Annotated in this window: 25 protein-coding genes and 2 tRNA genes; 16 read left to right on the plus strand and 11 right to left on the minus strand. The window is 66.0% G+C overall.

What is annotated here, in order from left to right:
* Positions 1–48: 48 nt before the first annotated feature.
* The gene (dnaE, locus tag QPC17_RS03435) at positions 49–3591 is read left to right on the plus strand and encodes a DNA polymerase III subunit alpha (RefSeq protein WP_068538388.1); all 3543 of its coding nucleotides are present in this window, start codon (positions 49–51) and stop codon (positions 3589–3591) included.
* On the opposite strand, the gene QPC17_RS03440 is transcribed toward dnaE, so the two are convergent.
* Genes QPC17_RS03440 through QPC17_RS03465 form a run of 6 tightly spaced genes read right to left on the minus strand, consistent with a single transcriptional unit; the run spans position 3592 to position 7539 of the window.
* On the minus strand, positions 3592–3801 hold the full coding sequence (locus tag QPC17_RS03440; RefSeq protein WP_068538387.1) for an RNA-binding S4 domain-containing protein: 210 nt from the start codon (positions 3799–3801) through the stop codon (positions 3592–3594).
* A gap of 41 nt (positions 3802–3842) precedes the next feature.
* Positions 3843–4373, minus strand: a complete 531-nt coding sequence (locus QPC17_RS03445; RefSeq protein WP_083200503.1) for a DedA family protein — start codon at positions 4371–4373, stop codon at positions 3843–3845.
* A 19-nt stretch (positions 4374–4392) separates the two neighbouring features.
* Positions 4393–4788, minus strand: a complete 396-nt coding sequence (locus tag QPC17_RS03450) for a Fur family transcriptional regulator (protein ID WP_062612205.1) — start codon at positions 4786–4788, stop codon at positions 4393–4395.
* A gap of 20 nt (positions 4789–4808) precedes the next feature.
* The gene (locus QPC17_RS03455; RefSeq protein WP_285347529.1) at positions 4809–5723 is read right to left on the minus strand and encodes a metal ABC transporter permease; all 915 of its coding nucleotides are present in this window, start codon (positions 5721–5723) and stop codon (positions 4809–4811) included.
* An 8-nt stretch (positions 5724–5731) separates the two neighbouring features.
* Positions 5732–6514, minus strand: a complete 783-nt coding sequence (locus QPC17_RS03460; protein ID WP_070448295.1) for a metal ABC transporter ATP-binding protein — start codon at positions 6512–6514, stop codon at positions 5732–5734.
* A complete protein-coding gene (locus QPC17_RS03465; RefSeq protein WP_083297715.1) occupies positions 6514–7539 on the minus strand; it encodes a metal ABC transporter substrate-binding protein in 1026 nt (341 codons plus the stop codon). Before QPC17_RS03465 ends, QPC17_RS03460 begins: the two co-directional genes overlap by 1 nt.
* Positions 7540–7741: 202 nt before the next feature.
* On the opposite strand from QPC17_RS03465, the gene QPC17_RS03470 reads away from it, so the two are divergent.
* From QPC17_RS03470 to dusB, 3 genes are read left to right on the plus strand one after another with little or no spacing between them, the layout of a single operon-like run.
* On the plus strand, positions 7742–9136 hold the full coding sequence (locus QPC17_RS03470) for a glycine--tRNA ligase (RefSeq protein ID WP_068538384.1): 1395 nt from the start codon (positions 7742–7744) through the stop codon (positions 9134–9136).
* Positions 9136–10320 (plus strand): YibE/F family protein, encoded by a 1185-nt coding sequence (locus tag QPC17_RS03475; protein WP_236698625.1) that lies wholly within the window; start codon positions 9136–9138, stop codon positions 10318–10320. The genes QPC17_RS03470 and QPC17_RS03475 overlap by 1 nt, the downstream gene beginning before the upstream one ends.
* Positions 10317–11600, plus strand: coding sequence for a tRNA dihydrouridine synthase DusB (gene dusB, locus QPC17_RS03480; RefSeq protein ID WP_180947703.1), 1284 nt, complete (start codon positions 10317–10319; stop codon positions 11598–11600). Before QPC17_RS03475 ends, dusB begins: the two co-directional genes overlap by 4 nt.
* A gap of 56 nt (positions 11601–11656) precedes the next feature.
* On the opposite strand, the gene QPC17_RS03485 is transcribed toward dusB, so the two are convergent.
* A complete protein-coding gene (locus QPC17_RS03485) occupies positions 11657–12697 on the minus strand; it encodes a hypothetical protein (RefSeq protein ID WP_145989839.1) in 1041 nt (346 codons plus the stop codon).
* 35 nt (positions 12698–12732) lie between these two features.
* On the opposite strand from QPC17_RS03485, the gene QPC17_RS03490 reads away from it, so the two are divergent.
* Both QPC17_RS03490 and dnaG read left to right on the plus strand, forming a co-directional pair.
* A complete protein-coding gene (locus QPC17_RS03490) occupies positions 12733–13977 on the plus strand; it encodes a deoxyguanosinetriphosphate triphosphohydrolase (RefSeq protein ID WP_070445361.1) in 1245 nt (414 codons plus the stop codon).
* A gap of 89 nt (positions 13978–14066) precedes the next feature.
* On the plus strand, positions 14067–16001 hold the full coding sequence (dnaG, locus tag QPC17_RS03495) for a DNA primase (protein WP_062612219.1): 1935 nt from the start codon (positions 14067–14069) through the stop codon (positions 15999–16001).
* Positions 16002–16005: 4 nt separating this feature from the next.
* Here the strand turns inward: dnaG and QPC17_RS03500 are convergent, their stop codons facing one another.
* The 4 genes from QPC17_RS03500 to QPC17_RS03515 are packed head-to-tail and all read right to left on the minus strand — an operon-like array spanning position 16006 to position 17795.
* Positions 16006–16266 (minus strand): DUF6457 domain-containing protein, encoded by a 261-nt coding sequence (locus tag QPC17_RS03500; RefSeq protein ID WP_062612221.1) that lies wholly within the window; start codon positions 16264–16266, stop codon positions 16006–16008.
* Positions 16259–16996: a twin-arginine translocase subunit TatC gene (gene tatC, locus QPC17_RS03505; protein ID WP_062612223.1), complete on the minus strand. Its 738-nt coding sequence runs from the start codon at positions 16994–16996 to the stop codon at positions 16259–16261. The genes QPC17_RS03500 and tatC overlap by 8 nt, the downstream gene beginning before the upstream one ends.
* A 32-nt stretch (positions 16997–17028) precedes the next feature.
* Complete coding sequence (gene tatA / locus QPC17_RS09570; RefSeq protein ID WP_068538380.1) at positions 17029–17436, minus strand: Sec-independent protein translocase subunit TatA; 408 nt, start codon at positions 17434–17436, stop codon at positions 17029–17031.
* A 47-nt stretch (positions 17437–17483) separates the two neighbouring features.
* Positions 17484–17795, minus strand: coding sequence for a twin-arginine translocase TatA/TatE family subunit (locus QPC17_RS03515; RefSeq protein ID WP_068538379.1), 312 nt, complete (start codon positions 17793–17795; stop codon positions 17484–17486).
* 97 nt (positions 17796–17892) lie between these two features.
* Between QPC17_RS03515 and QPC17_RS03520 the strand changes: the two genes are divergently transcribed.
* The 10 genes from QPC17_RS03520 (at position 17893) to QPC17_RS03565 (ending at position 23686) form a co-directional block, all read left to right on the plus strand.
* Positions 17893–18504 carry a TorD/DmsD family molecular chaperone gene (locus QPC17_RS03520; RefSeq protein WP_285347468.1) on the plus strand — a complete coding sequence of 204 codons (612 nt, stop codon included), beginning with the start codon at positions 17893–17895 and terminating at the stop codon, positions 18502–18504.
* Positions 18497–19399, plus strand: a complete 903-nt coding sequence (locus tag QPC17_RS03525) for a DUF362 domain-containing protein (RefSeq protein ID WP_285347469.1) — start codon at positions 18497–18499, stop codon at positions 19397–19399. Before QPC17_RS03520 ends, QPC17_RS03525 begins: the two co-directional genes overlap by 8 nt.
* 74 nt (positions 19400–19473) lie before the next feature.
* Positions 19474–19550: transfer RNA gene (locus QPC17_RS03530), tRNA-Ile, on the plus strand.
* Between the two features lie 127 nt (positions 19551–19677).
* Entirely contained in the window at positions 19678–20289 is a 612-nt protein-coding gene (locus QPC17_RS03535) for a DUF6318 family protein (RefSeq protein ID WP_285347470.1), read from the plus strand.
* Entirely contained in the window at positions 20286–21116 is an 831-nt protein-coding gene (locus QPC17_RS03540; protein WP_285347471.1) for a hypothetical protein, read from the plus strand. The genes QPC17_RS03535 and QPC17_RS03540 overlap by 4 nt, the downstream gene beginning before the upstream one ends.
* A gap of 51 nt (positions 21117–21167) precedes the next feature.
* Positions 21168–21386, plus strand: coding sequence for a hypothetical protein (locus QPC17_RS03545; RefSeq protein ID WP_062612231.1), 219 nt, complete (start codon positions 21168–21170; stop codon positions 21384–21386).
* A complete protein-coding gene (locus tag QPC17_RS03550) occupies positions 21370–21861 on the plus strand; it encodes a hypothetical protein (protein ID WP_148132196.1) in 492 nt (163 codons plus the stop codon). The genes QPC17_RS03545 and QPC17_RS03550 overlap by 17 nt, the downstream gene beginning before the upstream one ends.
* Positions 21862–22022: 161 nt before the next feature.
* Positions 22023–22097: transfer RNA gene (locus QPC17_RS03555), tRNA-Asn, on the plus strand.
* Positions 22098–22295: 198 nt separating this feature from the next.
* Complete coding sequence (def, locus tag QPC17_RS03560; RefSeq protein ID WP_285347472.1) at positions 22296–22781, plus strand: peptide deformylase; 486 nt, start codon at positions 22296–22298, stop codon at positions 22779–22781.
* The gene (locus QPC17_RS03565) at positions 22778–23686 is read left to right on the plus strand and encodes a TIGR01777 family oxidoreductase (protein WP_068538374.1); all 909 of its coding nucleotides are present in this window, start codon (positions 22778–22780) and stop codon (positions 23684–23686) included. Before def ends, QPC17_RS03565 begins: the two co-directional genes overlap by 4 nt.
* Positions 23687–23738 lie beyond the last annotated feature (52 nt).

Consider the following 23738-nt stretch of genomic DNA (forward strand, 5'->3'; position numbering starts at 1 on the left):
CATCGGGCTCCGAGAACTTTGCCGGAGGCCCTCGCTAGACTGAATCCCATGGCTAAGAACTTCGCGCACCTTCACGTCCACACCGATTACTCGCTGCTCGATGGAGCGGCGAAGATCGGGCGCCTAGTCAAGGAAGTGGCGGCGCTTGGCCAGCCTGCCGTGGCGATTACCGACCACGGGAATCTGCACGGCGCCTACGAACTGTACAAGGCGGCAAACGGCGCGGGGATCAAGCCAATCATCGGGCTGGAGGCTTACATGACGCCGGGCACCTCCCGCCACGATAAGACACGCGTATTTTGGGGCACGGAAGCCCAGCGGAAGGACGACGTGTCGGCGCGTGGCTCCTACACGCACATGACGCTGCTGGCGGAGACCACGGAGGGCATGCACAACCTGTTCCGCATGCAGTCCCTCGCCTCGATCGAGGGCACGCTCGGCAAGGCTGCGCGCATCGATAGGGAGCTGCTGGAGAAATACCATCACGGGCTCATCGGCACGGCGGGATGCCCGTCGGGGGAGATCCAGACCAGGCTGAGGCTGGGCCAGTTTGACGAGGCGCTGAAGGCTGCGGGCGAGTTCCAGGACATCTTCGGCAAGGAGAACTTCTACTTCGAGCTCATGGACCACGGCCTGGATATCGAACGCCGGGTTAAGGACGATCTGCTGGCGATCGCGCGCCAGATCGGGGCGCCCCTACTGGCCACGAACGATTCGCACTACGTCACCCAGGATCAGTCCACGGTGCAGGACGCGATGCTCGCCCTGAACTCGGGCTCCACGCTCATGGATCCGGACCGCTTCCGCTTCGAGGGTACGGGCTACTACATCCGTAGCTCGGAGGACATGTGGAATTCTTTCGGCCACCTCGAGGGCGCGTGCGAGAACACGCTGGAGATCGTGGAGCGCTGCAACGTCCACTTCGACACCACGGCCGACGGCGTGAACTACATGCCCAAGTTCCCGGTGCCGAGCGGGGAAGATGAGAAGTCGTGGTTCGTGCGGGAGGTCAATGACGGGCTGCACCGCCGCTACGGGGATGTCATCCCGGATGACGTGCGCAAGCGCGCGGACTACGAAATGGACGTCATCTTGCAGATGGACTTCCCCGGCTACTTCCTGGTGGTCTCGGATTACATCCGCTGGGCGCGGCGGCACGGGATCCGCGTGGGCCCGGGGCGCGGATCGGGTGCGGGATCGATGGTGGCCTACGCACTCGAAATCACCCAGCTCGATCCGATCAAGCACGATCTGCTCTTTGAGAGGTTCTTGAACCCGGAGCGCATCTCCATGCCCGATCTCGATATCGACTTCGACGATAGCCGGCGGGACGAGGTGATCGAGTACGTGGAGGACAAGTACGGCAAGGACAAGGTCTCCCAGGTGGTCACGTTCGGCACGATCAAGGCCAAGCAGTCGCTCAAGGATGCCTCTCGCGTGCTCGGCTACCCGTTCGAGATGGGCGATCGGCTCACCAAGGCGATGCCGCCGTCGGTGATGGGCAAGGACATCCCGGTCAATGACTTGTTCAACAAGGATCACCCGCGGTATGCGGAGGCGGGGGAGATCCGCGAACTGATTGACAACGATCCGGACTGCAAGAAGGTCTATGACCTGGCCTGTGGCCTGGAGGGAATGACTAGGCAGACGGGCATGCACGCCTGCGCCGTCATCATGTCCTCCAAGCCCCTGACCGATGTCATTCCGGTCATGATGCGCCAGCAGGACGGCGCGATCCTCACCCAGTTCGAATACCCTGAGTGCGAGGAACTGGGCCTGATCAAGATGGACTTCCTCGGCCTGTCGAACCTCACGGTGATCGAGGCGGCCCTGGCAAACATCCGGGTCAACGGAAAGGATGCCCCGGATATTGACGCGATCCCGCTGGATGATCCGAAGACGTACGAGCTGCTGGCTCGCGGCGACACGCTCGGCATTTTCCAGCTCGATGGCGCCGGCATGCGCACGCTGCTTCGCCAGATGAAGATGGACAGCTTCGCCGACATCTCGGCCGTCTCCGCCCTCTACCGCCCGGGCCCGATGGGCGCGAACTCGCACACGAACTACGCCCTGCGCAAGAACGGGCTGCAGGAAAAGACGCCGATCCACCCGGAGCTGGAGGAGGCCCTCGAAGACATCCTGGGCGTTACCCACGGCCTCATCGTGTTCCAGGAGCAGGTGATGCGTATCGCCCAGAAGCTGGCGGGCTTCACGCTGGGCCAGGCAGATATTTTGCGTAAGGCGATGGGCAAGAAGAAGGCCGAGGTGCTCCAGCAGCAGTTCGCCAGCTTCTCCCAAGGTATGCGGGACAACGGGTTCTCTCAGGAGTCGATCGACACCCTGTGGGACATCCTGCTGCCCTTCTCCTCCTACGCCTTCAACAAGTCGCATTCGGAGGCCTATGCGCTGGTGTCCTACCAGACGGCCTACCTCAAGTCCCATTTCCCGGCCGAATTCATGGCGGCCCTGCTCACCTCGAAGATGTCGGATAAGACGAAGGTGGCCACCTATCTCGCTGAATGCCGGCGCATGGGCATCAAGGTGCAGGTGCCGGACGTCAACAGTTCGCTGGCCGACTACACGGCGGTCGGCGATGAGATCCGCGTGGGCCTGCGGGCCGTACGCAACGTGGGCGCGAACGTAGTGGACGGCATCATCAAGGCGCGCGAGGAGAAGGGGCCCTTCACCTCGTTCCAGGACTTCCTGGACAAGATCCCGCTGTCGGCCTGCAACAAGCGCTCGATCGAGTGCCTGATCAAGGCGGGTGGCTTTGACTCGCTGGGGGAGTGCCGCCGCGCGCTCGTGGCGATCGTGGAGGAGGCGATCGATGCGGTCATCCCGGTCAAGCGCAACGAGGCGGCCGGCCAGTTCGATCTCTTCGGAGACCTGGGGGTTGGCGGTAGCGACGGGTTCGACGTGGCGATCCCTGACATCCCCGAATGGGACAAGCGCGAAAAGCTCAACTTCGAGCGGGAGATGCTCGGCCTGTATGTCTCGGACCACCCGCTATCGGGCATGGAGAACTTCCTCAACCGCGCCGCGGACACCACGGTGGTTGACCTGCTCGAATCAGACAACGTGCGTGACGGGCAGATGGTGACGATCGCGGGCCTCATATCCGCCGTTCAAACGAAGATCACGAAGAAGTCGGGCAAGGCGTGGGCGATCGCCACGATCGAGGACCGCACCGGCCCGATCGACGTCAACTTCTTCCCGGCCACCTATCAGCAGGTGTCTTCGATCCTGATCCCGGACGCGGTAGTCATCGTAGAGGCCCGGGCCCAGATCGAAGATGAGGGGCCGGTCAAGCTGTCTGCCAGGACGATGACCTTGCCGCCGGCGGGCGAAATCGAGCTGGACCACCCGATCGACATCAAGATCGACGAGCGGGCGTGTAGCGCGGTGAAAATGGATCAGCTGGCGGAGATCCTTGCCCGCTATCCGGGCCAGTCGCCGGTGCGTCTACACGTGTGGTGTGCCGCGCCGAACAAGACCGTGGTGGCCGAGGTTGCGAGCAACTTCTGGGTCTCCCCGGAGCCGTCGCTCTACACGGAGCTCAAGGTGCTACTCGGGCGGGACTGCGTGGTGTAGTTAGCCTTCGATCACCTTGGCGCGGTAGCCGCCGGCCTCGACCACGTCGCCAGCGGCGAGCTTGTGGGCGCGGCGGGTCTCCACCTGTCCGTTGACTGCAACCTCGCCGGCGGCGATGAGTTCGCTGGCGTGCCCGCCGGTTTCGGCAAGGTTGGCGAGCTTGAGGAACTGGCTGAGCTTAATCGGCAGGCGTACGGGTATTTCTTCCATGACTCTATTGTCTCACGGGCACGGCCCGAAGCCGGCCAGGGCTACGCCGCGGTGGGCGTGTTGCGGGTGCGCCGCCACACGAGGGCGAGGGCGGCGACGAGGAGGGCGAGCAGGGCCCAGGGCGAGCCCGTGGCCGCGCGGAAGGCGGCGGACCACACGGCCCAGCCGATCGTGGTGTAGATGAGGGCCCAGGCGATCGCGCCCGGGATGCTCGCAATGGAGTAGCGCAGCCAGGGCATGGCGATGACCCCGGCGGAGAGCTGGATGAGAGTCTGGAGGCCTACCGTGACGAAGGAGAACGGGATCATCGGCCACCCGCGCCGGCGAAGTGCCGCGATCGCGTTCTGGGTGGAATCGGCGTGGATGCGGTTGTACATCCGCACGCGCCAGCCGCCGTGCGGCCGGCCCCGCTTCATGATGAAGGACCCCATGTAGCGGCCGAGCCAGTAGATCGCCTGCGAGCGGGAAAACGCGCCGAAAAGGAAAAAGAGGTACACGAAAGCCACCGGCCCGCTCCGGACGAATTCGGCGATCGCGTCAATAAGTCCCACCAGGCCTACACTACGCGACACTCAGGGAAAAAGGAAAGTGTTAGCTGGCAGCGTCTTCCGCGCAATTAGCGCATAGGCCATAGATTTCGATGTCATGCGAAATGTCGGTGAAGCCGTGTTCCTTAGCGACACCCTTGGTTAGGTCCTCGAGCTGGGGGATGAAAAGCTCAACCGTGCGCCCGCAGCTGCGGCACAGGAGGTGATGGTGGTGGCCGTCGTCCTTGCAGTGGCGGAAGAGCTGGACGTCGGTGCCTTCCTGGCGTAGCACGTCCACGCTTCCCTGCTCGGCGAGTGCCTGAAGGTTGCGGTAGACGGTGGCCAGCCCCACCTTCTCGCCGCGTTCGAGCAACAGCTCATGGATGCGCTGGGCGGGCAGGAATTCTTCCGTCTCTTCCAGCAAGGTGGCGATCGCGTTGCGCTGCCTAGTCATTCTCATGGGGAACCTCCGCCTCTATCCTAGCGTAGCGGCGCGGTGTCGCAGTCAACGTTGACCTTGACGTCGGGAGCGTGGTGGGGGTGCGGGTGGCGGTGCACATCGCGCTTGAGGGCCCGCATGACGAGGGGGCGCAACGCGACGACGATCGCGTACAGGCCCACCGCGAGCACGACGATGGTGGCGCCGGGGGACCAGGGCTTGACGTAGGTGATGACGAGGCCGGCGACTGCCACGACCACCCCAATGGCCATAGCGGCCCGCATCGTGGTTTTGAACGAGCGGGAGAGCGTCTGGGCGATCGCCACCGGGATCACCATGAGTGCCGAGACGAGGAGCGCTCCCACGATCCGCATGGCCAGGGCCACGGTGAGAGCCGCCGTGACGGAGATGAGGATCGACAGCAGGCCGGTGGGCAGGCCCGACGCGCGAGCGAACTCCTCGTCGTGGCACAACGCGAAGAGCGCGGGGCGCAACCCGATCCCGACGGCGAGGATGACGATGGTCAGTCCGATCGTGAGGTAGGTGTCGGTCCTGGTGACGGTGGAGATGGAGCCGAAGAGGTAGGCGTTGAGGTTCGACGTCGTGCCCCCGGCGATGCCGATAAGGAGCACGCCGCCGGCGATGCCGCCGTAGAAGAGCATGGCGAGGGCGACGTCGCCCGAGGCGTGGCCGTGGGTGCGCATCCACTCGATGAGGAGGACGCCGACCACCGAGGCGATGATCGCGACGGGGACGGCCCAGGCATCTTTGTCGATGGCGCCGGCGGCGCTGGCCGCGAGCCAGCCGAGGGCCACACCGGTGAGAGCCACGTGGCCGATCCCGTCCCCGAGTAGGGTGAGGCGTCGCTGGACGAGGTAGGTGCCGACCACCGGGGCGGCGAGCCCCACCAGGACCGCGACGATGAGGGCGCGCTGCATGAAGGTGGAGGAGAGCATGTCGACAATCACAGAGGGCCTCCAAGCCAGGGGGATCGGTAGTGCGGGGCGTTGTCGCCGTGCTCGTGGACGTGGTCGTGCCCGGGCAGGGCGTGGTGGCCAGAGCCGTGGAGGTCAGCGATGTCGGTGGTGTGCTCGAGTACACGGCCGGCGTCGAGGATGAGCGCCTCGTCCACCAGCTCGCGGTATTCGTGGACCTCGTGCAAGACGAGGATGATCGTCTTGCCCTTGGCCTTCTCAGCCGCGAGCGTGGCGAGGATGGTTTCGCGCGAAGAGCTGTCGACGCCGGCAAAGGGCTCGTCGAGGATGAGCAGGTCCGGGTCGCGGACGAGGGCGCGGGCGGTGAGGATGCGCTGCTGTTGGCCGCCGGAGAAGGTCTGCACAGACTCGTTCGCGCGATCGGCCAGCCCGACTGTTTCGAGCGCGGCCATCGCGGCTTCCCGTCCGCCGCGCCGGGGGCGCAGGAGATTGCCGTAGACAAGGCCGCCCATGACGGTCTCGAGCGCGGTAGCGGGAACGCCGGAGGTCGCCGTCGTGCGCTGGGGAGCAAATCCGATGCGGGCCCAGTCCACCTTGCGGCGCGCGGTGAGGTCCGTGCCGAACAGCGTGATCGTGCCCGCAGACGTGGGGATGGCCCCGACAAGCGCACGCACAAGCGTGGACTTGCCGGAGCCATTCGCACCAAGCACGGCGAGGGTGCGGCCCTGGGCCAGCTCGAAGTCGATCCCTAACAGGATGTGGGCCGATCCGAGCTGGACGTGCAGGCCACTCGCAGTAACTGCGAGCGTCATTAGCACCCCATGGACGTGCGCAGCAGTTCGATGTCGTGCTTCATCACGTCGAGGTAATCCATGTTCGGGTCACGCTGGGTGGCGGCCGGGTCGAGGACGTCGGCCGTGAGGTTGAGGTCGTCGCCGATCGCCTTCGCGGTCTTCGTCTCGCCATCCGAGGTGGCGAAGACCGTGTCAATCTGGTGCTCGGTCACGAGCTCCTGGATCTCGCGGATGCGGGCCGGCGAGGGCTCAATCTCCGGGTCGAAACCGGCGATGCCGATCTGGTTGAGCCCGGCCTCAAGCGCGAGGTAAGAGAAGGCCTTGTGCGACACGAGGAAGGAATCCGTGCGGCACTGCGTAGCGTCGATCCCCTCGAGCTCGTCCAACAGGCCCTGCAGGTCGGCCTTGACGGCCTCGGCGTTCGCCTCGTAGGTGGCCTTGTTCGCCTCGTCCAGGTTGATGAGCTGCTGGGCGATCGTGTCCGCGGCGAGCATCATGCGGGCCGGATCGGTCCAGAAGTGCGGATCGTGCGTGCCGTGGTCGTGGCCGTCGCCGTCCTCGTGGTCATGGTCGTGATCGTGACCTTCGGCCTCGGCGTCGTGGTCATGGTCGTGATCGTGATCTTCGGCCTCGGCGTCGTGATCGTGGCCCTCGTGCGGGTCGGTGCCGAGCTCGGCGAAGGGCAGGAGGTTGACCGAATCGCCGATGTTGACGGCCGAGACGTCGGAGGCATCGATCGCGTCGTCGATGGCGGGGGAGAGCTTGGCGATGTAGAGCACGAGGTCGGCGTCCGACAGCTCGGAGACCTCCTTGGGGGACAGCTCGACGCCGTGGGCGTCGGCCCCGGGCGGGGTGAGGTCGGTGACAGCTACGTGCTCGCCGCCGATGCGCTCGGCCAGGTAGGTCAGCGGGTAGAAGGAGGTGGTGACCTTGAGGGCCGAGGAGTCGGCGCTATCGGTGCTGCCGGCATCGGGCGCGGAGGAACAGGCACTCAGCGCGAGGGCGCTGGCGAAGAACACTGAAGCAGTTTTTAACATCTTCATGGGAACTATTATCGGAGTATTTGAGAATGACAGTCAATCTCCGGTGATGCCTTCCACATGGGGCGAGGCCGTGGAAAGGGGGCGTTCACCATAGAATAAAAGTGGACCTTCGTCTGGCCACCGGGTTTCCGGTGACCCGCAGCAGCCAGCTGCGGGGTGGTATTCCGCACCATCCAGGTGCGGCAAAGAAAGGAGCGAAACAGTGGCCAAGCAGGCACCTTCGCGTCTCGATCAAGCAATTTCCCTCGCCAAGCGGCGCGGCTTCGTCTTCCCCTCGGGTGAAATCTATGGCGGCACGCGCTCCGCGTGGGATTACGGGCCGCTCGGCGTCGAGCTCAAGGAAAACATCAAGCGCCAGTGGTGGAAGCGGAACGTGCAGGGGCGCGCCGACGTCGTCGGCCTGGATTCCTCCATCATTCTGCCGCGCCAGGTCTGGCACGCGTCCGGGCACGTGGACACGTTCTCGGACCCGCTGGTGGAGTGCCTCGAGTGCCACAAGCGCCTGCGTGAGGACGAGCTCATCGAGCAGTACGCCGCCAAGAACGGCGTGGACGAGGCGGACGTGACGATGGCGGACGTGGCCTGCCCCAACTGTGGCAACCGCGGCAAGTGGACTGAACCGCGCGCGTTTTCCGGCATGCTCAAGACCTTCCTCGGGCCGGTCGACGACGAGGCGGGGTTGCACTACCTGCGCCCGGAGACCGCCCAGGGCATTTTTGTTAATTTCGCCAACGTCATGACGTCGGCGCGCGTGAAGCCCCCGTTCGGCATCGCCCAGACGGGCAAGTCCTTCCGCAACGAGATCACGCCGGGCAACTTCATCTTCCGCACCCGCGAGTTCGAGCAGATGGAGATCGAGTTCTTCGTCAAGCCGGGCGAGGACGAGGAATGGCACCAGGCGTGGATTGATGAGCGCCTGGCCTTCTACACCGACCTCGGCATTGATCCGGACAACCTGCGCCTCTACGAGCACCCGCAGGAGAAGCTCTCGCATTACTCCAAGCGGACGGTGGACATCGAGTACCGCTTCGGCTTCCCGAACTCCGAGTTCGGCGAGCTCGAGGGGATTGCGAACCGTACGGACTTCGACCTCTCGGCCCACTCGGAGGCCTCGGGCAAGAAACTGGAGTACTTCGACCAGCAGTCCGGCGAGCGCTACACGCCGTACGTCATCGAGCCGTCGGCGGGCTTGACCCGCTCGCTTATGGCCTTCCTCGTGGAGGCCTACGCGGAGGACGAGGCGCCCAACACGAAGGGCGGCGTGGATAAGCGCGTTGTACTCAAGCTCGACCCGCGCCTGGCCCCCGTCAAGGTGGCCGTGCTTCCGCTCTCGCGTAAGGAGGAGCTGACGTCGGTGGCGAAAGACCTCGCGGCTGACCTGCGCAAGTACTGGAACATCGAGTACGACGACGCCGGGGCCGTGGGCCGCCGCTACCGCCGCCAGGACGAGATCGGCACGCCGTACTGCGTGACGATCGACTTCGACTCCCTGGATGACAAGGCGGTGACGATCCGCGACCGCGACACGATGGAGCAGGTCCGCATCCCAATGGATGAGGTCAAGTCCTTCCTGTCTGAGAAGCTGGCGGGCTGTTAGTGGGTAGCTCTCACGACGGGGTGGGCCACGTGCACTCGCACGCGGCCCACCTTTCCATGGGCCCGCAGCAGCGCCGGAAGGTACGGCTGATCCTTGCGGCGATCGTGGTGCCGCTCGCGGTGGCCACCCTCGTTGGCCTGGTGTGGTTGTGGCCGCGGGGTGAGACCCCGGTGGGTTCGGTGGAGCTCAACTATTCCGGTTCGTCGACTGCGATCGGCACGGTCACGTCGATCGGCGCAATGGACGAGGTGGGCCAGTACCCGGTCACGATGGTGGTGGACGGGGTGGAGGTGCCGGTCCACGTGCCGTTCGAGGTGGTGGGCAACGGGCTGGACGTGGGCGATAAGATAAAGGCCCTGTTCAATCCCGGCGCGGTGGAGTTTGGCTCTCCCTATATCTTTGTGGACTTCGTGCGCGACGTGCCGTTGTCGGCGCTGGTGGCGCTTTACGTCATCGTCGTGGTGGCGGTGGCCCGCTGGAAGGGGCTCGCGGCGCTGTTAGGCCTGACCGCCTCGCTCGCGGTGGTGGGCACCTTCATGTTGCCGGCTCTCATGGTGGGTACTGCCCCGCTGGCCGTCATCGTGGTGGGAGCATCGGCGATGATGTTCGCCTCCATTTACTTCGCCCACGGTGTCTCGATCCGTACCACGACGGCGGTGCTTGGCACCTTTGCCGGCCTGCTCATTACGGGTGTTCTGGCGGCGGTGTCGGTGCGGGCGAATAACCTCACGGGCACGCTGTCGGACGACGCGATTTCGCTGGCCGGGCAGCTGACCTACCTCAACATGAGCGACATCCTGCTGTGCGGGATCATCCTGGCTGGCCTGGGCGCGCTTAACGACGTGACGATCACGCAGGTCTCCACCGTGTGGGAGTTGCAGGCGGCGAACGCGGCGGCGAGCCGTGCGAAGGTGTTCAGCCAGGCGATGGTGATCGGCCGCGACCACATTGCCTCCACTGTCTACACCCTCGCCTTCGCCTACGTGGGCACCTCGCTGCCGCTCCTCATGAGCGCGGCGCTGGTCAACCGCGGGGTGCTCGACCTGTTCACGGTGGGCCAGATCGCTGAGGAGATCGTCCGTACGCTCGTTGCCTCGATCGGCCTGGTGCTCGCCATCCCGATGACCACGGCGATCGCCACCCTGCTTGCGCCCATTGCGCCCTCGCGGAAGGCGGACGCATGAGCTTCCCGTCCGCGTCCGCTCGCCTCACGACGCCGCAGCGCGGCGTCCCTGCCGTGCGCATCGGCTCCCTCGGGCTCGGCACCCCGCTCATGCTCGCCCCGATGGCGGGCGTGACCAACCCGCCCTTCCGCCAGCTGTGCCGGCAGTTTGGCGAGCAGGCCCTGGCCGACGTCGCCGGCGATTCGGGCGCGGCCGGGCCGGACGGCGTCGTGAATCCTGATCACGCGGAGGGAACGTTTGCGCCGGCGGGGCTGTACGTGTGCGAGATGATCACGTCGCGGGCGCTGGTGGAGCGCACGCCCGAGACGATGCGGATGATCCAGCCCGACATGGGCGACCCGGTGCGCTCAATCCAGATTTACGGCGTGGGCCCAGCGGCGGTGGGGGAGTCGGTGCGGCTGGTGGTCGGGAACGGGTACGCCGACCACATCGACCTCAACTTCGGCTGCCCTGTGCCCAAGGTGACCCGCAAGGGCGGCGGCTCTGCGCTGCCGTGGAAGCACGACCTGTTCGAGGCGATCGTGAGCGAGGCCGTGCGCGCGGCCGACGAGGCCTCGGGCGGGCGCGTGCCGGTCACGGCCAAGTTCCGTATCGGTATCGACGACGACCACGAGACCTTCCGCGACGTGGCCCGGATCTGCGAGGATGCCGGGATCGCGGCCCTCACCCTGCACGCCCGCACCACCGCCCAGCACTATGCGGGTACGGCCCGTTGGGAGGTCATTGGCGATCTGGTGCGCGAATCGTCCCTGCCGGTCTTCGGCAACGGCGACGTGTTTGAGGCCGAGGATGCGGCAGCGATGATGGAGCTAACGGGAGCGGTCGGAGCCGTGGTGGGGCGCGGATGCCAGGGCCGGCCCTGGCTGTTCTACGACCTCGTGGCCGCTATGCATGGCTCGGATCGGCGTATGCGGCCGAACCTGGCTCGTGTGTGCGAGATCATCATGCGCCACGCCGAGTTCGCGGTGGAGCACTTTGGGGATGAGCGCCGGGCGATGCGCGAGATGCGCAAGCACGTGGGCTGGTATATGCGCGGCTTCGCCGTGGGCGGGCAGCTGCGGCGCGACCTGGGGCTGGTGGAGACGCTGGAGGACCTGCGCGCCCGCCTCGGCCAGCTCGACCTTGACCAGCCTTACCCGGAGGCGGCCAGCGGGCCGCGCGGCCGGGCCGGCGGGGAAAAGCAGCCACACCTGCCCGAATTCTGGCTCGACTCCCACGAGCTTACCGCCGAGCAGAAGGCGCGCCTGCACGAGGCCGAGCTCGGGATCTCGGGCGGCTGACGCCCGCTGTGAGGCCCGCGCTCAATTCGGGGGCAGCGCTCAATTCGGGGGCAACCCTAGCGCCGCAGCCAGGCGGCTTCCCCGGGTGGGATCACAAGGTTGGTGCCCTCCTCGGGGAGTTCGATGAGGGAGGAGACGAGCACTCGGCCGTCGTTGGGCACCAGGTAGGGGTAGGGGCCGAAGTTGAGTAGCATGCTCACCTTGTCGGTGACGAGCCAGATGAAGCCGTCGGCCGCCTTGTCGGTGGAGATGAGGATCGAGGAGTGATGGAGCGAGAGCGAGTTGCGCAGGCGCAGCGCGTGGCGCACTGACGGCGAGCGGCCCGGGATGTTCTGCTCGAAGTGGAGGAAGCCGGGGAAGAAGCACGAGGCGAGGAGGATCGCGCCCTCGCTCAGGTTTCCGGCGCGGTTTTCGAGCGCGTCGAAGGAGCAGTTCCAGGAGGGGATCGCGCCGGCGATTTCGAAGAATTGCAGGATGTTGGCGACCTCGCCGGGGAAGGTGTCCGGGGTGAAGGCGTGTGGGGTGGCGATCTGGAAGCGCACCACGTCGAAGAAATCTTCGAGGGCGTGGGTGCTGGCCTCGGCAAAGGAGGTGGAGCGCACGTTGGCGGACACGATCGCGTCCTGGTGGGATTCGACGTAGGCGAGGAGTTCGCGGGTGTCCCAGCCGGCGTGGATGTGCGCGCCGGAGTCGGTGAGCTCTTCGGGGTCGGTGAGGTCGATCGTGCCGAGTTCTACGCCGTAGGCGCCGTGGTCGAACCATTGGTTAAGGATGGCATAGCGTTCCGCGGCGAGTGCGGGGGCGCGGGCGACGACGTCGGCGCCGACGTGCGGCAAGAGGCGGACACCCCGCCGCGAGGCTGCGCGGGTGACCTTCTCGATGTAGTCCGGTTCGGCGTCGGCAATCAGGGCGGGCAGGGACATGACGTTCATGCCGAAGCGCGCGCATTCGGAGATGAGCCCGAGGGCGACGTTGGTGGTGTGGACTTCCTGAGGGGTGGCCTGGTACCACAGGTGATGTCGCGCCCAGGGGCCGGGAACGCGCGGCGCGCGGTACAGCGGCGAGGCCGTTGGAGAACCCTGGTTGGATGCAATCACGTGTTCCATTGTGCCACAGCGGGTAAGGTGAGGGCGTGAGTTATTCTTCTATCGATACCCAGCGCTGGGCGCACGAACCCTCGAAGAATCCGTCCCGCACCGACTTCGAGCGCGATCGGGCCCGGGTGCTGCATTCCTCGGCGCTGCGGCGGCTGGGTGCGAAGACCCAGGTGCTCGGCCCTGAGTCAGACGACTTCATCCGCACCCGCCTCACCCATTCTCTCGAGGTGGCCCAGGTGGGGCGGAGCCTGGCGAAGAACCTCGGCGCGGACCAGGACCTGGTGGAGGCCGCCTGCCTGTGCCACGACATCGGCCACCCGCCCTTCGGCCACAACGGCGAGCACACGCTCAACGACATCTGCGCCGGCATCGGCGGTTTCGAGGGCAACGCCCAGACCTTGCGCGTCATTACGCGGCTCGAGCCGAAGCGTTTTCACGACGACGACCGCCCGGCCGGCCTTAACCTCACGCGCGCCACGATCGACGCCACGATCAAGTACCCCTGGCCGCTCTTCGGCGGGCCCGCTGGGAGCCTGAGCCCCAAGTTCGGCTACTACGCCGACGACGAGCCCGTGTTCGCGTGGGTGCGCGGGGGCGAGGAGGGCCGGTGTGCCGAGGCGCAGATGATGGACCTGTCCGACGACATCGCCTACTCCGTCCACGACATCGAGGATGCGATCGTGCGCGGTAAGCTCGACCCTTCGGCGTTGCAGGCGGACCGGACGCGGCAGGTCGACGACGTCGTCGCCGCAACCACCCTGTGGTACGGCACGGCGATTCCGGCTGACGAGCTGGTGGCCGCCTCCCAACGCTTGTTTGCCATGAAATCCTGGCCCGCGAGCTACGAGGGCACGCTACGCGACCTGGCCCGCCTCAAGGATCTTACCTCGGATTTGATCGGGCGCTTCGTGTCGGCTGTGTGTAGCGTGAGCCTGGAGGCGAGCGGCGGGGAGCCGATCTACCGCCACGCTGCGGGCCTCACCGTGCCGCGCGAGACCCTGGCCGAGATCACGTTCCTCAAGGGCCTGGCCGTCCACTACGTCATGGCCCCGCGCGAGTTCGAACCGGTCTACTACGAGCAGCGCACCTTGCTCATGGACCTCGTGGACGCGATCACGGAAAATCCGCAGGAACGCCTCGAGCGGCAGTTCCTCGACCAGTGGTGCGAGGCGGCGGGGGAGGACGCGAAGCTGCGGGTGGTCGTCGACCAGATTGCCTCCCTCACCGACCAGTCGGCCCGCCTGTGGCACGCCCGGTTCTGCGGGATGCTGAGGAATTAGTTATCCACCGGGCGCGCTCGCGGGGGCGAAACCCGCGAGCCGGGGCACTCGGGCGCGCAGGGGCGGTCGCTTGCCGCTAAGATGGGGGCGTGGCTGGGCTGATCAAACGGGAGAGTATCGATGAGGTGCGCTATCGCGCGCGCATCGAGGACGTGGTCGGCCAGTATGTGACGCTCAAGAGCGCCGGGGTGGGCTCGATGAAGGGGCTGTGCCCGTTCCATGACGAAAAGACGCCCTCGTTTAACGTGCGCCCGCACGTGGGCCGTTGGCACTGCTTCGGGTGCGGCGAGGGCGGGGACGCGATCTCGTTCATCGAGAAGATCGAACACATTTCGTTTGTGGAGGCTGTCGAGCACCTCGCGGAGAAGTTTGGGGTGGCCCTGCAATATGAGGAGGGCGCACCGGTTCAGCGCGGTCCGCGCGACGTGACGCGGGCCCGGCTCATCGACGCCCACCGCGTGGCCGAGGACTTCTATGTCAAGCAGCTCCACACGCCCGAGGGCGCGCAGGCGCGCGAGCTGCTCGAGGGGCGCGGCTTTGACGCGGAGGCGATCGCGTACTTCCGCGTGGGCTACTCGCCCAATTCGTGGGACGCGATGCTGTCCGAGCTGCGTCGCAAGGGCTTTACGGAAAAGGAGATCGCGGCGTCGGGACTGGTCACGGCTGGAAGCCGCGGGCACTACGACCGCTTCCGCAACCGGGTGATGTGGCCGATCCACTCGATCACGGGCGAGCCAATCGGGTTCGGCGCCCGCAAGCTGGGGGACGAGGAGGGGCCCAAGTACCTCAACACCCCCGAAACGATGATCTACAAGAAGTCCCAGGTGCTCTACGGGCTGGACCTGGCGAAGAAGGACGTTGCGAAGGACCGGCGGATCGTGGTGGTCGAGGGGTATACGGACGTCATGGCCGCCCACCTCGCCGGCGTTCCGCACGCTGTGGCCACCTGCGGCACGGCCTTTGGCGAGGAGCACGTGAAGATCGTGCGCCGGTTGCTGGGGGACTCGGCGAATCCGGCCGCGGGCGTCATCCTGTCCTCGGGCCGGGCGTTCGGTGGGGAGGTCATCTTCACCTTCGACGGCGACGAGGCGGGCCAGAAAGCGGCGCTACGCGCCTTCCACGAAGACCAGAGCTTCGGTGCGCAAACCTTCGTGGCCGTCTCCCCGAACGGGCTCGACCCGTGCGATTACCGCCTTGCCTACGGGGACGAAGCCCTGCGGTACATGATCGACGCGCGCGAGCCGCTCTTCGCCTTCGTGTTGCGCTCGCTACTTGCCGGCCTGCCGCTCAATACCGCCGAGGGCCGCACGGCCGGACTGCGCACTACCGCGCCCGTGGTCGCCTCGATCCGGGACAGGGTGTTGCGTGCGGAGTACGTGCGGGAGCTCGCCGGCTACCTGGGGATGGACGAGCGGATCGTAGCTCAGGGTGTGCGTTCTGCGCCGCATGCGCCGGTGCCCGAATACGAGGAGGTGCTCCCGCCGATGCCGAGCGCGCTCCCCCCGCGCCACCGGATCCGCGACCCGCTCGAGCGGATCGAGCGCCAGGCCCTCGAGGTCATGCTGCAACTGCCCGGGCTCGCCCGCGCAGCCAACGCCCAGGAGCTCCCCGCGCGCACTTTCACCGTCCCCACCCACCAGGCGGTTCACGACGCGATCCGGGCGGCAGGCGGCGTCTTTATCTACGACGAACGCCTAGCCCAGCTACGCGAGCAGGGCGATGCGGCACCCGAGGAGCGGGCGGCCGCGTGGTACGTGGACCAGGTGATGGAGCACGCGGACGGCGTCGTCGCCCAGGCGGTCACCCAGCTGTCCGTGGAACCGCTACCCGAGGCGGGGGATCAGTGGCCGTACGTGCGAGGGATCATGATGTCGCTCATCCGGCAGGGCATTACGCGGCAGATCGCGGAGGTGCGCGGCCAGATGCGCAGAACCGCCCCCGATTCCCCCGATCAGGACGTGCTGTTCGCGCGCCTGATCGAACTGGAGAATCAGAGGCGGGCCTTCGACGAAACCGACACCTAGGCGGTTAGCGCTCCTCGTAGTTCTTGGCGAGGGCCTCGACCTTGGCCACAAGCTCGCTGACGTCGGCGCCCTGGCCGGCACGCATGCCGAGCAGGAACAGGGTCATCGGCGCGCCGGGGCGGGAGGGGCCGTGCGCGATCGTGCTCACCAGGTCGAGCAGCTCGTCGCGGTGGGTGTTGATGAGGGCGGGGTCGGCGTCGACCTCGGTGGCGACGGCGTCGAGCCACTTGCCCATGATCGCCATCTTGGTTGCTTCATCAGTCATGACTGATCCTTTCTTTCGTTTTCTTCTCGCGGTGCTTGTCATGGATAAAGGAGACGAGGACGGCCAGGAGGTAGAGCCCGATGAGCACGAACGCCTGGATTGTCATCGGCCAGGGGGAGGGTAGCGGGTTGGCGATCGCGGCGAAGACAAAGCAGAGCACCACGGCCCAGCGCCAGTGCCGTAGCATCGGCTTCCACCCGAGGATTCCAAGAAAGTTGAGCGCCACCAGCACCTCCGGTGCCAGGAAGGACAGGCCGAAGGCCATGACCAGACGCATGTAGAACGTCACGTACGTGGTGGCCCGGAGCAGACTGGCGGAGTTTTCGGGGTTGAAGCTGGTGAGGATATCCACCGCAAGGGGCGCCATCCGCATGCCGGAGACGACGCCCGCGGCGAACAGAATGACGCCCGCGAACCCGAAGGCGAGCACGTGGATCTTCTCGCGGCGCTTGAGGCCGGGGGAAATGAAGGCGAAGATCTGGTAGACCCACCACGGGCTCGTGATGATCGTGCCAATCCAGATCGACACCTTCAGCTTCAGGTCAAAGGCCGCGCCGATCGTGTCGAAGTTGAGCAGGGCCTGCTGCTTCGTGATTTCGGCGAGCGGCGCCGTGATGTAGTCCATGACCGGCCCGTACAGGTACCAGCCGGCAATCGAACCGATCCCGATGCCGAGCAGTGCCCACATGAGCCGTTTGCGCAGCTCGCGCAGGTGTTCGCGGATCGGCATGATCCCTTCGGGATTCTTGCGTCTACGGGCGCTCACTGATTTTGCTGGCTATCCGCCTGGCCCTCAAGGCCCGTGGGGAAGGGCGGGTTCTGCGGGTAGGGCTGCTGGGGTAGCGCCTGGCCGGGGATCTGCTCGCCGGGCGCGTAACCGTCCTGCTGCGGTGCCTGGCCGGGCTGCGGTGCCTGACCAGGCTGGGGGTAGGGCGGCTGGCCGGGCTGCTGGTACTGCTGGCCCTGATACGGTTGCTGGCCCTGGTAGGGCTGCTGGTAGGGCTGGCCCTGCGGCGGGATCTGCTTCGGCTCGTCGTCTTGCAGCTCGCGCAGTTCCTTCTTCATCACCTTGGCCGACTGGCCGAGCGAGCGCGCGATGTCAGGCAGCTTCGCGGTTCCGAAAATGATGAGCAAGACGATGACGAGGATGAGGATGTGGGTCGGCTTCATAGAGCTTCCTTTCCGATGACCAGGGACACCAGTGTAGCGAATGGTCTTTAGTTCTTTTTCTGATTGAGCGAGTTGGTTTGCTGCATCCACGCTTGCATTTCTTCGTGGACGGCTTCGCGGATCATCTGGCGAGGGTCGAGGTCGCGCATGTCGAAGGCGGACAGGTCAAGGTCGGATAGCCCCGCCGACTTTAGGTCCGCCGAGGTCTCCTCGCGCACCCGCGCCGAGAAGCCCTTGGCCGCGTCGATGGCTTTGCGCAGGCCGCGCAGGGCGCTGATGATCGCCTCGGGCCCGAGCACGATCACGGCCACCACGAGGATGATGAGGAACTCCCCTCCAGAGATCCCGAAAAACTCCATGCCCCGATCCTATCGTCTCGTTCGGCGATTGTCCGGGTCGGCGTGGGCGCGGGGGACGGCGTCGTTGTAGAGTGAGCCAGTAACATCAGGAGGTAGGATGACGACGCCGTGGCAGGACTCGCTACCAGAGCGCAAGATGCGTTCGGTGCAGCTCGCAACAGCCTTGTATTCGTTAGCGCGCTTCTATGTGGAGGCGCCGAATCACGACGTGGTGGGCCGGTTTTCGGACCCAGCGATGGCGCAGACGTGGCCACTTCGCGACCCGCAATCGCTAGTGGCGCTGGCTCAGATAGGGAAGGCCGGCGAGAGCGTCTACGTGCTCAACGCCGAGTTCAACTCGCTGATTGGGCCGTCGGGTTCTTTGCGGATGGCGGAGTCGGAGTTCACGGGCGAGGACCCGCTGCCGCTCGTGCAGGAGCTTGCCGAGCAGTACCGTGCGGCGGGGTATGCCTCGCAGAAGACCGAGAGCTATCCGCGTGACCACGTGGCCGTGGAACTGGCCTTCCTCGCCCACCTCGTGATCGGCTCGGCCGATGGCGAGAAGGACGCGGAAATTCGTCGGTTCCGCGGCGAGCACCTCGACAGGTTTGTTCCCGAGCTCCTCGAGGAGCTCGAGGCACAGGCGACGACCGCGACGTACCGCGGCGTCGTCGCCCTGACCCGCGCCGCTCTGGCCGGCGTGGAGGAGCTGACGGGTGCCGATGGCTGACAACGTCGGCGCGTTGCTGCGTTGGCTGCACGCCCACGACCTGCCCAAGGAGGTCGTGGTGGTGTGCGAGCACACGGTGGCGCCCAAGCTGGGGCGGGGCCGCCAGCTGGTGGTGTGGGACGGGTGCCTGAAGGATTCCTCAATTGGAGTGCCGGCCCAGTTGCTGGCGCTGGGGATTGCGAAGGTCAGCGTACTGCCCTGCCCGGTCGACCCGGCGGGCGTGGGCGCGCAAGTGGCGAGGTGGCAGTCGCTGACACCGGGGTTCGTGGGCGAGGCAGAGGTTAAGCGGGCGATCTGGCCCGGACCCGAACCTTTGCACCTTGGGAAGATCGCGATGCCGCGGCGCGTGCTGCTGGGCCTCGGCCTGCGCGACGCCCAACCGATCCCCCTCAAGGCAGACGACACCACGCGCACACTCGCCGCGATCGAGCTACTCACCGAACGCGGGCAGATCGGCAGGGGAGAAGGACTCCAGGCACAGCTGGGCGGCGTGCGGCTGGGGGTGACCGGATGCACGGCGTGTGGCGTGTGCGTGCAGGCGTGCCCCACGGGCGCCCTCGAACTGCGTCACCGCGCGGGTGGATCCGAGCTGTGGCAGCACTCCGAACTGTGCCGGGGTGAGCAGCAGTGCGTGAGCCTGTGCCCGGTGCACGCCGTGTGGGTGCAGGGCCCGATGCGGCTCGGCGACCTGCTCGACGAACCCGAACGCCGGCTCGCCGCAGTAGCCAGCGCACGCTGCGCCCGGTGCGGGGCCGCCCACCCGGCCGAGGAAGGCGAGCTGTGCCAAGTGTGCGCCTACCGAGCGGCCAACCCTTTCGGCTCGATGATGCCGCCGGGTCATGCGGTTCCCGGGCAGGCGGCTCCCGGGCAGGCGGGGAGGCTCGGGCCTGCATAGCCGGAGTCGCCGGTGCCGGGGTGACCGGCGGAAATGTCGTTTTGGCGGTGGCCGCTGGTACACTTACGGGGCAAGCCCCCATAGCTCAGATGGTTAGAGCAGGGAACTCATAATTCTTTGGTCCCGGGTTCAAGTCCTGGTGGGGGCACCAGTGTGCCGGGCGGACGTTGTCGTGGCATGCAAGGCGAAGCGCGGCGTCGAGCCGGGTATGCCCGGTACCCACGTCTGCCTGTGGATAACGAAAGCACGGCCGTCGGCCCCGGGGATAAGTTGGCTTCATGAAGAAGCGAATTTTTGCGATGGCTATGACTGCCGCCGTGCTGGCCAGCGGGCTGGCCGGGTGTACCACCAAGGAGACGGCGCCGGCCGAAACAACTTCCACTGGCACCTCCACTGGCACTGCCACCGCCGAGCCCTCTAGCACCTACACGATCCCGCCGCGCCCGGCGATAGAGGCACCGGCGGAGCCGGAGTTGACCGGCGTCGATGTCAACAACGCGTATGAGCTCGCTAAGTTTTACCTTGAGCTCTACCCCTATGTGAAGGCAACAGGCGACACAGAGCTGTGGGAGAAGTACGCACTTCCCGAGTGCGAGTTTTGTCAGGCTGTTGTGAATGACGCTAAAGCCGACAACGAGACCGGTGCCTGGATGGATTTCCCCTACGAGATTCTTGGTGAAGCTGGCTTCACTGCTCAGGGAGAATTTGATTACCGTATCGACCTGCTTATCGATCGGCGGTTGGTTAAGTACTACGGCACAGATGGACTCGAAGAGACAGAACCTGGCCAACACACAGTGGTTGTTGGTGTAAAGAACGTCGATGGTCAGTTGCTCGTACGTTATTTCGATCGACTGAAGCCTGAGCTCTTCGGGAAGGTTGACCTGTGAAGGCCGCAATTGTCATGGCCGTTCTCATGGCAGTTTCGGGCGGTAATGGTTCATCGGGCAACTGGAATGCCGAATCCAACGGGAACACCGTTGACATTACTTGGGGCTACGGGGTCGAGTTTGTCAACCCGCCTGGTGGGTCGTCGTTGGGCGTGCCGGCCACCGGCGTCGGGCACGGCTCCGGCGTTGACACGAGCAAGCTGCAGGCGCTAACGGTGGACGAGATGTGCGACCAGGGATACTGGTCGAATACGGGGGCGTCGTACTTTGAGTCGGGGCGGATGTCGGGCCCCCTGGCGGAGTACTGCCTGTATCGCACGCCGAAGGAGCCGGGCGAGGCGGGGGAGTCTGATGCGGCGGCGCCGGCCCCGCAGATGACCGTGGCTGACCTGGGCTATTACATTCAGGCCAACGCGCAGACGATTATCGATGGCGGCGTTATGTCCTTGCAGCCGGCGTCGGGCCAGGTGGTCATCAACAAGCCGGTTTACTTTGCCTCGTCGGCGGCGCACTACACGACGTCGGTGACCGTGCTGGGCACGCAGGTGGAGCTGGCGTTCACGCCGTCGTCGTATGAGTGGCTGCCGGGCGATGAGTCCAGCTTCGTGACCTCCGACCCGGGCGGGACGTACCCGGACGGCGGCGTCACCTACACCTACACCCAGCCGGGCGCGTATACGCCGAGCGTGCGCGTGGGGTGGGAGGTGCTGATCCGCGTGGCGGGCTCGCCGGGATGGTACCCGGTTCCCGGCCAGGCGCTCACCGCCGTGACCTCCGAGCCGCTCACGGCCGTGGAGGCAGAGGCGGTGCTCACGGCGAATCGCTAGCCGCGGCGTCTCTCCAGTAGGCTGGGCACAAACCCCAGCGGAAGGAAGCCGATGTCGAACGACGAGCGATCCGAAGACCAAACCCAGGAGCCCACGAACAAATACGGGCTCAGTGACGAGGACATGGCCACGCTCATGCGCGCCCGCAAGCGCTATTTTGCGCTCGCGATCGTGGGCGGGATCGTCCTCGCGGTCATGGGGTATTTCGCCGCGCAGAACATCAGCGGCGGCGCGGCAGCGTGGGAGGCCATGAATGTTTGGCCGCTCTAAGCTACCCCGCTACCTAGCGGATGAGAACGGCATGCCGGCAGCCGCCACGCCCGTCGAGCCGGAAGTCGAGGGCACGTGGATCGGCGGTTGGGACGGCTACCTCGGCGTGATCCCGGCCGAGGGGGAGCGGGCCACCTTCGTGTGGTCGGACTTCGAAACCGGCACTTGGGATGATGACACGAACACGCTCACCCTCACCTTCGTCGACCCCCGCACGCCGCCCCTGTCCTTCCTCATTCCGCGCGAGGCCGACGGGCTCGCCATCATGATGATCCGCGAACGCATCGACCGCTCGATCGTCTTCACACAGGTCGCCGAGCTGCCGAGCGGCGCCGTGGCACGCGGTCAGGTGCGGCGCAACCCGGACGACTCGCTTTTCACTCAGATCATCGTCGACTCCGACATCACCGAGGCTGACCGTCTCGCCCTCGACGTGTTCGACACCGAGCTGCGCGAGGCCGTCGGCATCGACTAGCGCCCGCGATTCCTGGGCGTGCCGCGGCCGCTCCGGCGTCGTGCCAACGACGCCGGCCCACCCGCCTAGCCTGCGCTTGTGCAGAAACACACAATGCTCGAAAACGGCCCTTTCGGATTTCACTTTCGCAGGTGGTTGTGGTTAAAGTATTCACGTTGCTTTCCCGCGTAGCTCAATGGCAGAGCATTCGACTGTTAATCGAAGGGTTGTTGGTTCGAGTCCAACCGCGGGAGCCATACAAAACCCCGGAATCTCAACGAAAAGTGAGAAACCGGGGTTCTTTCTTTCCCCGCCGTGGAATAGGCGTGGAATAAGAAAACACGTGTGCCGCCTTTAGTGACGCCCGGCTCGCCCTCGTGCTCGCCCTCGACGCCGCCGGCGGCTGCCACCCAGCCGTCCCCTCGCGCGCCGGGCGAAAGTGAGACAATACGTCCATGACGTACCGAGACATCCGTGTAGTTGGCGACCCCGTCCTGCGCACCGCGTGCGAACCGATCCGGGAGGTCACCCCTGGCATCAAGCAGCTGGTGGAGGACCTGCTGGAGAATGTGAACGAGGACGGCCGCGCTGGCCTGGCCGCGAACCAGATCGGCGTGTCCTTCCGCGCCTTCTCCTGGAACATCGAGGGCGAGCTGGGGTACATCCTTAACCCGACGATCGTGAAGCTGTCCGAGGAGATCCAGGACGGTGACGAGGGCTGCCTTTCCGTCCCCGACCTGTGGTTCCACGCCAAGCGTGCCATGTACGCCCGGGCGGAAGGCACGGACCTGGATGGGAAGAAAGTGGTGGTGGAGGGCCGCGAGATCTGGGCGCGCCTCATCCAGCACGAGATCGACCACCTCGACGGCCACCTTTTCATCGACCGGCTCGAGCGCCACCTGCGCCGTGAGGCCTTCCGCAAGCTCAGGGAAATGCAATGAGAAGAGCCCTTGTGCTCGCGGGCGCGTCCGGTTTCATCGGTTCGCGCCTGGTGGATGCCGCCGTCGCGAGCGGGTATGAGGTGCGCCAACTGTTGCGCACGCCGGGCCGTCAAGCTCCAGCCGGCGTCACGCAGTTTACGTGGGACCCGGCGGCCGGCACGATCGATGACGCCGCCCTCGCCGGTGCCTACGGCATCATCTGCCTCAACGGTGCGGGACTGCTCTCGCGCCCGTGGACCGATTCGTACAAGCGGGCGCTGTGGGAATCGCGGCTGGGTTCGGTCGAGACCCTGGTGAGTGCCATGGGCTCCCACCGGCCGCAGGTCTTCCTCGCCGGTTCGGCGATCGGATACTACGGCCCGGACCGCGGGGATGAGGTCCTCACGGAGAGCTCGGCGGCCGGGTCGGGTTTCCTCGCGGAGCTGTGCGAGGCCTGGGAGGCGGCGTCGTCGGCGGCGGAAAACCTGGGCGTGCGGACGGTACAGTTGCGCACAGGCCTGGTCATGGGCGCGGACGGCGGCATGCTCGGGATCCTGCAACATCTGTACCGGGCGGGCATGGGCGCGCGGCTGGGGGATGGCTCGGCGTGGATGTCGGCCATCGCCCGCGACGACTACGTCCGCGCGCTCCTTTTCCTCCTTACCCGCGACGTGTCCGGGCCAGTCAACATGGTCGGGCCCGAGCCGGTCCGTAACGCGCACTGGCACGAGGCTCTCGCCCGCCACTTCCACCGGCCGGGCTTCCTTTCAGTCCCGACGCCGGCGCTCCGGCTTGCGGGGGAGATGGCGCGCGAGGCGGTGCTCGCTTCCCAGCGCGTCTACCCTCAGGAGCTCACCGACCACGGCTTTACCTTCCTCGCGCCAACCATTGAGGAGATCTTCGCCCGCGAGCTTCCACTGGAGTGACTTTCGCCCGGTCGTGTGGCATCCTTGAACTAACGAACCTCGCTTGCGTGTC

The sequence above is a fragment of the Trueperella bernardiae genome (genome assembly GCF_030246965.1).
Classification (GTDB): Bacteria; Actinomycetota; Actinomycetes; order Actinomycetales; family Actinomycetaceae; genus Trueperella; species Trueperella bernardiae.

Excerpts from the sequence above, each read along its gene's own strand:
- QPC17_RS03565 (WP_068538374.1), top strand. The coding sequence starts at position 22,778 with ATGAGAAGAGCCCTTGTGCTCGCGGGCGCGTCCGGTTTCATCGGTTCG.
- QPC17_RS03535 (WP_285347470.1), top strand. The coding sequence starts at position 19,678 with ATGAAGAAGCGAATTTTTGCGATGGCTATGACTGCCGCCGTGCTGGCC.
- def (WP_285347472.1), top strand. The coding sequence starts at position 22,296 with ATGACGTACCGAGACATCCGTGTAGTTGGCGACCCCGTCCTGCGCACC.
- tatA (WP_068538380.1), bottom strand. The coding sequence starts at position 17,436 with ATGAAGCCGACCCACATCCTCATCCTCGTCATCGTCTTGCTCATCATT.
- QPC17_RS03525 (WP_285347469.1), top strand. The coding sequence starts at position 18,497 with ATGGCTGACAACGTCGGCGCGTTGCTGCGTTGGCTGCACGCCCACGAC.
- QPC17_RS03500 (WP_062612221.1), bottom strand. The coding sequence starts at position 16,266 with ATGACTGATGAAGCAACCAAGATGGCGATCATGGGCAAGTGGCTCGAC.
- dusB (WP_180947703.1), top strand. The coding sequence starts at position 10,317 with ATGAGCTTCCCGTCCGCGTCCGCTCGCCTCACGACGCCGCAGCGCGGC.
- QPC17_RS03465 (WP_083297715.1), bottom strand. The coding sequence starts at position 7,539 with ATGAAGATGTTAAAAACTGCTTCAGTGTTCTTCGCCAGCGCCCTCGCG.
- QPC17_RS03450 (WP_062612205.1), bottom strand. The coding sequence starts at position 4,788 with ATGAGAATGACTAGGCAGCGCAACGCGATCGCCACCTTGCTGGAAGAG.
- QPC17_RS03545 (WP_062612231.1), top strand. The coding sequence starts at position 21,168 with ATGTCGAACGACGAGCGATCCGAAGACCAAACCCAGGAGCCCACGAAC.
- tatC (WP_062612223.1), bottom strand. The coding sequence starts at position 16,996 with ATGCCGATCCGCGAACACCTGCGCGAGCTGCGCAAACGGCTCATGTGG.
- QPC17_RS03520 (WP_285347468.1), top strand. The coding sequence starts at position 17,893 with ATGACGACGCCGTGGCAGGACTCGCTACCAGAGCGCAAGATGCGTTCG.
- QPC17_RS03515 (WP_068538379.1), bottom strand. The coding sequence starts at position 17,795 with ATGGAGTTTTTCGGGATCTCTGGAGGGGAGTTCCTCATCATCCTCGTG.
- QPC17_RS03460 (WP_070448295.1), bottom strand. The coding sequence starts at position 6,514 with ATGACGCTCGCAGTTACTGCGAGTGGCCTGCACGTCCAGCTCGGATCG.
- QPC17_RS03440 (WP_068538387.1), bottom strand. The coding sequence starts at position 3,801 with ATGGAAGAAATACCCGTACGCCTGCCGATTAAGCTCAGCCAGTTCCTC.
- QPC17_RS03455 (WP_285347529.1), bottom strand. The coding sequence starts at position 5,723 with ATGCTCTCCTCCACCTTCATGCAGCGCGCCCTCATCGTCGCGGTCCTG.
- dnaE (WP_068538388.1), top strand. The coding sequence starts at position 49 with ATGGCTAAGAACTTCGCGCACCTTCACGTCCACACCGATTACTCGCTG.
- QPC17_RS03550 (WP_148132196.1), top strand. The coding sequence starts at position 21,370 with ATGTTTGGCCGCTCTAAGCTACCCCGCTACCTAGCGGATGAGAACGGC.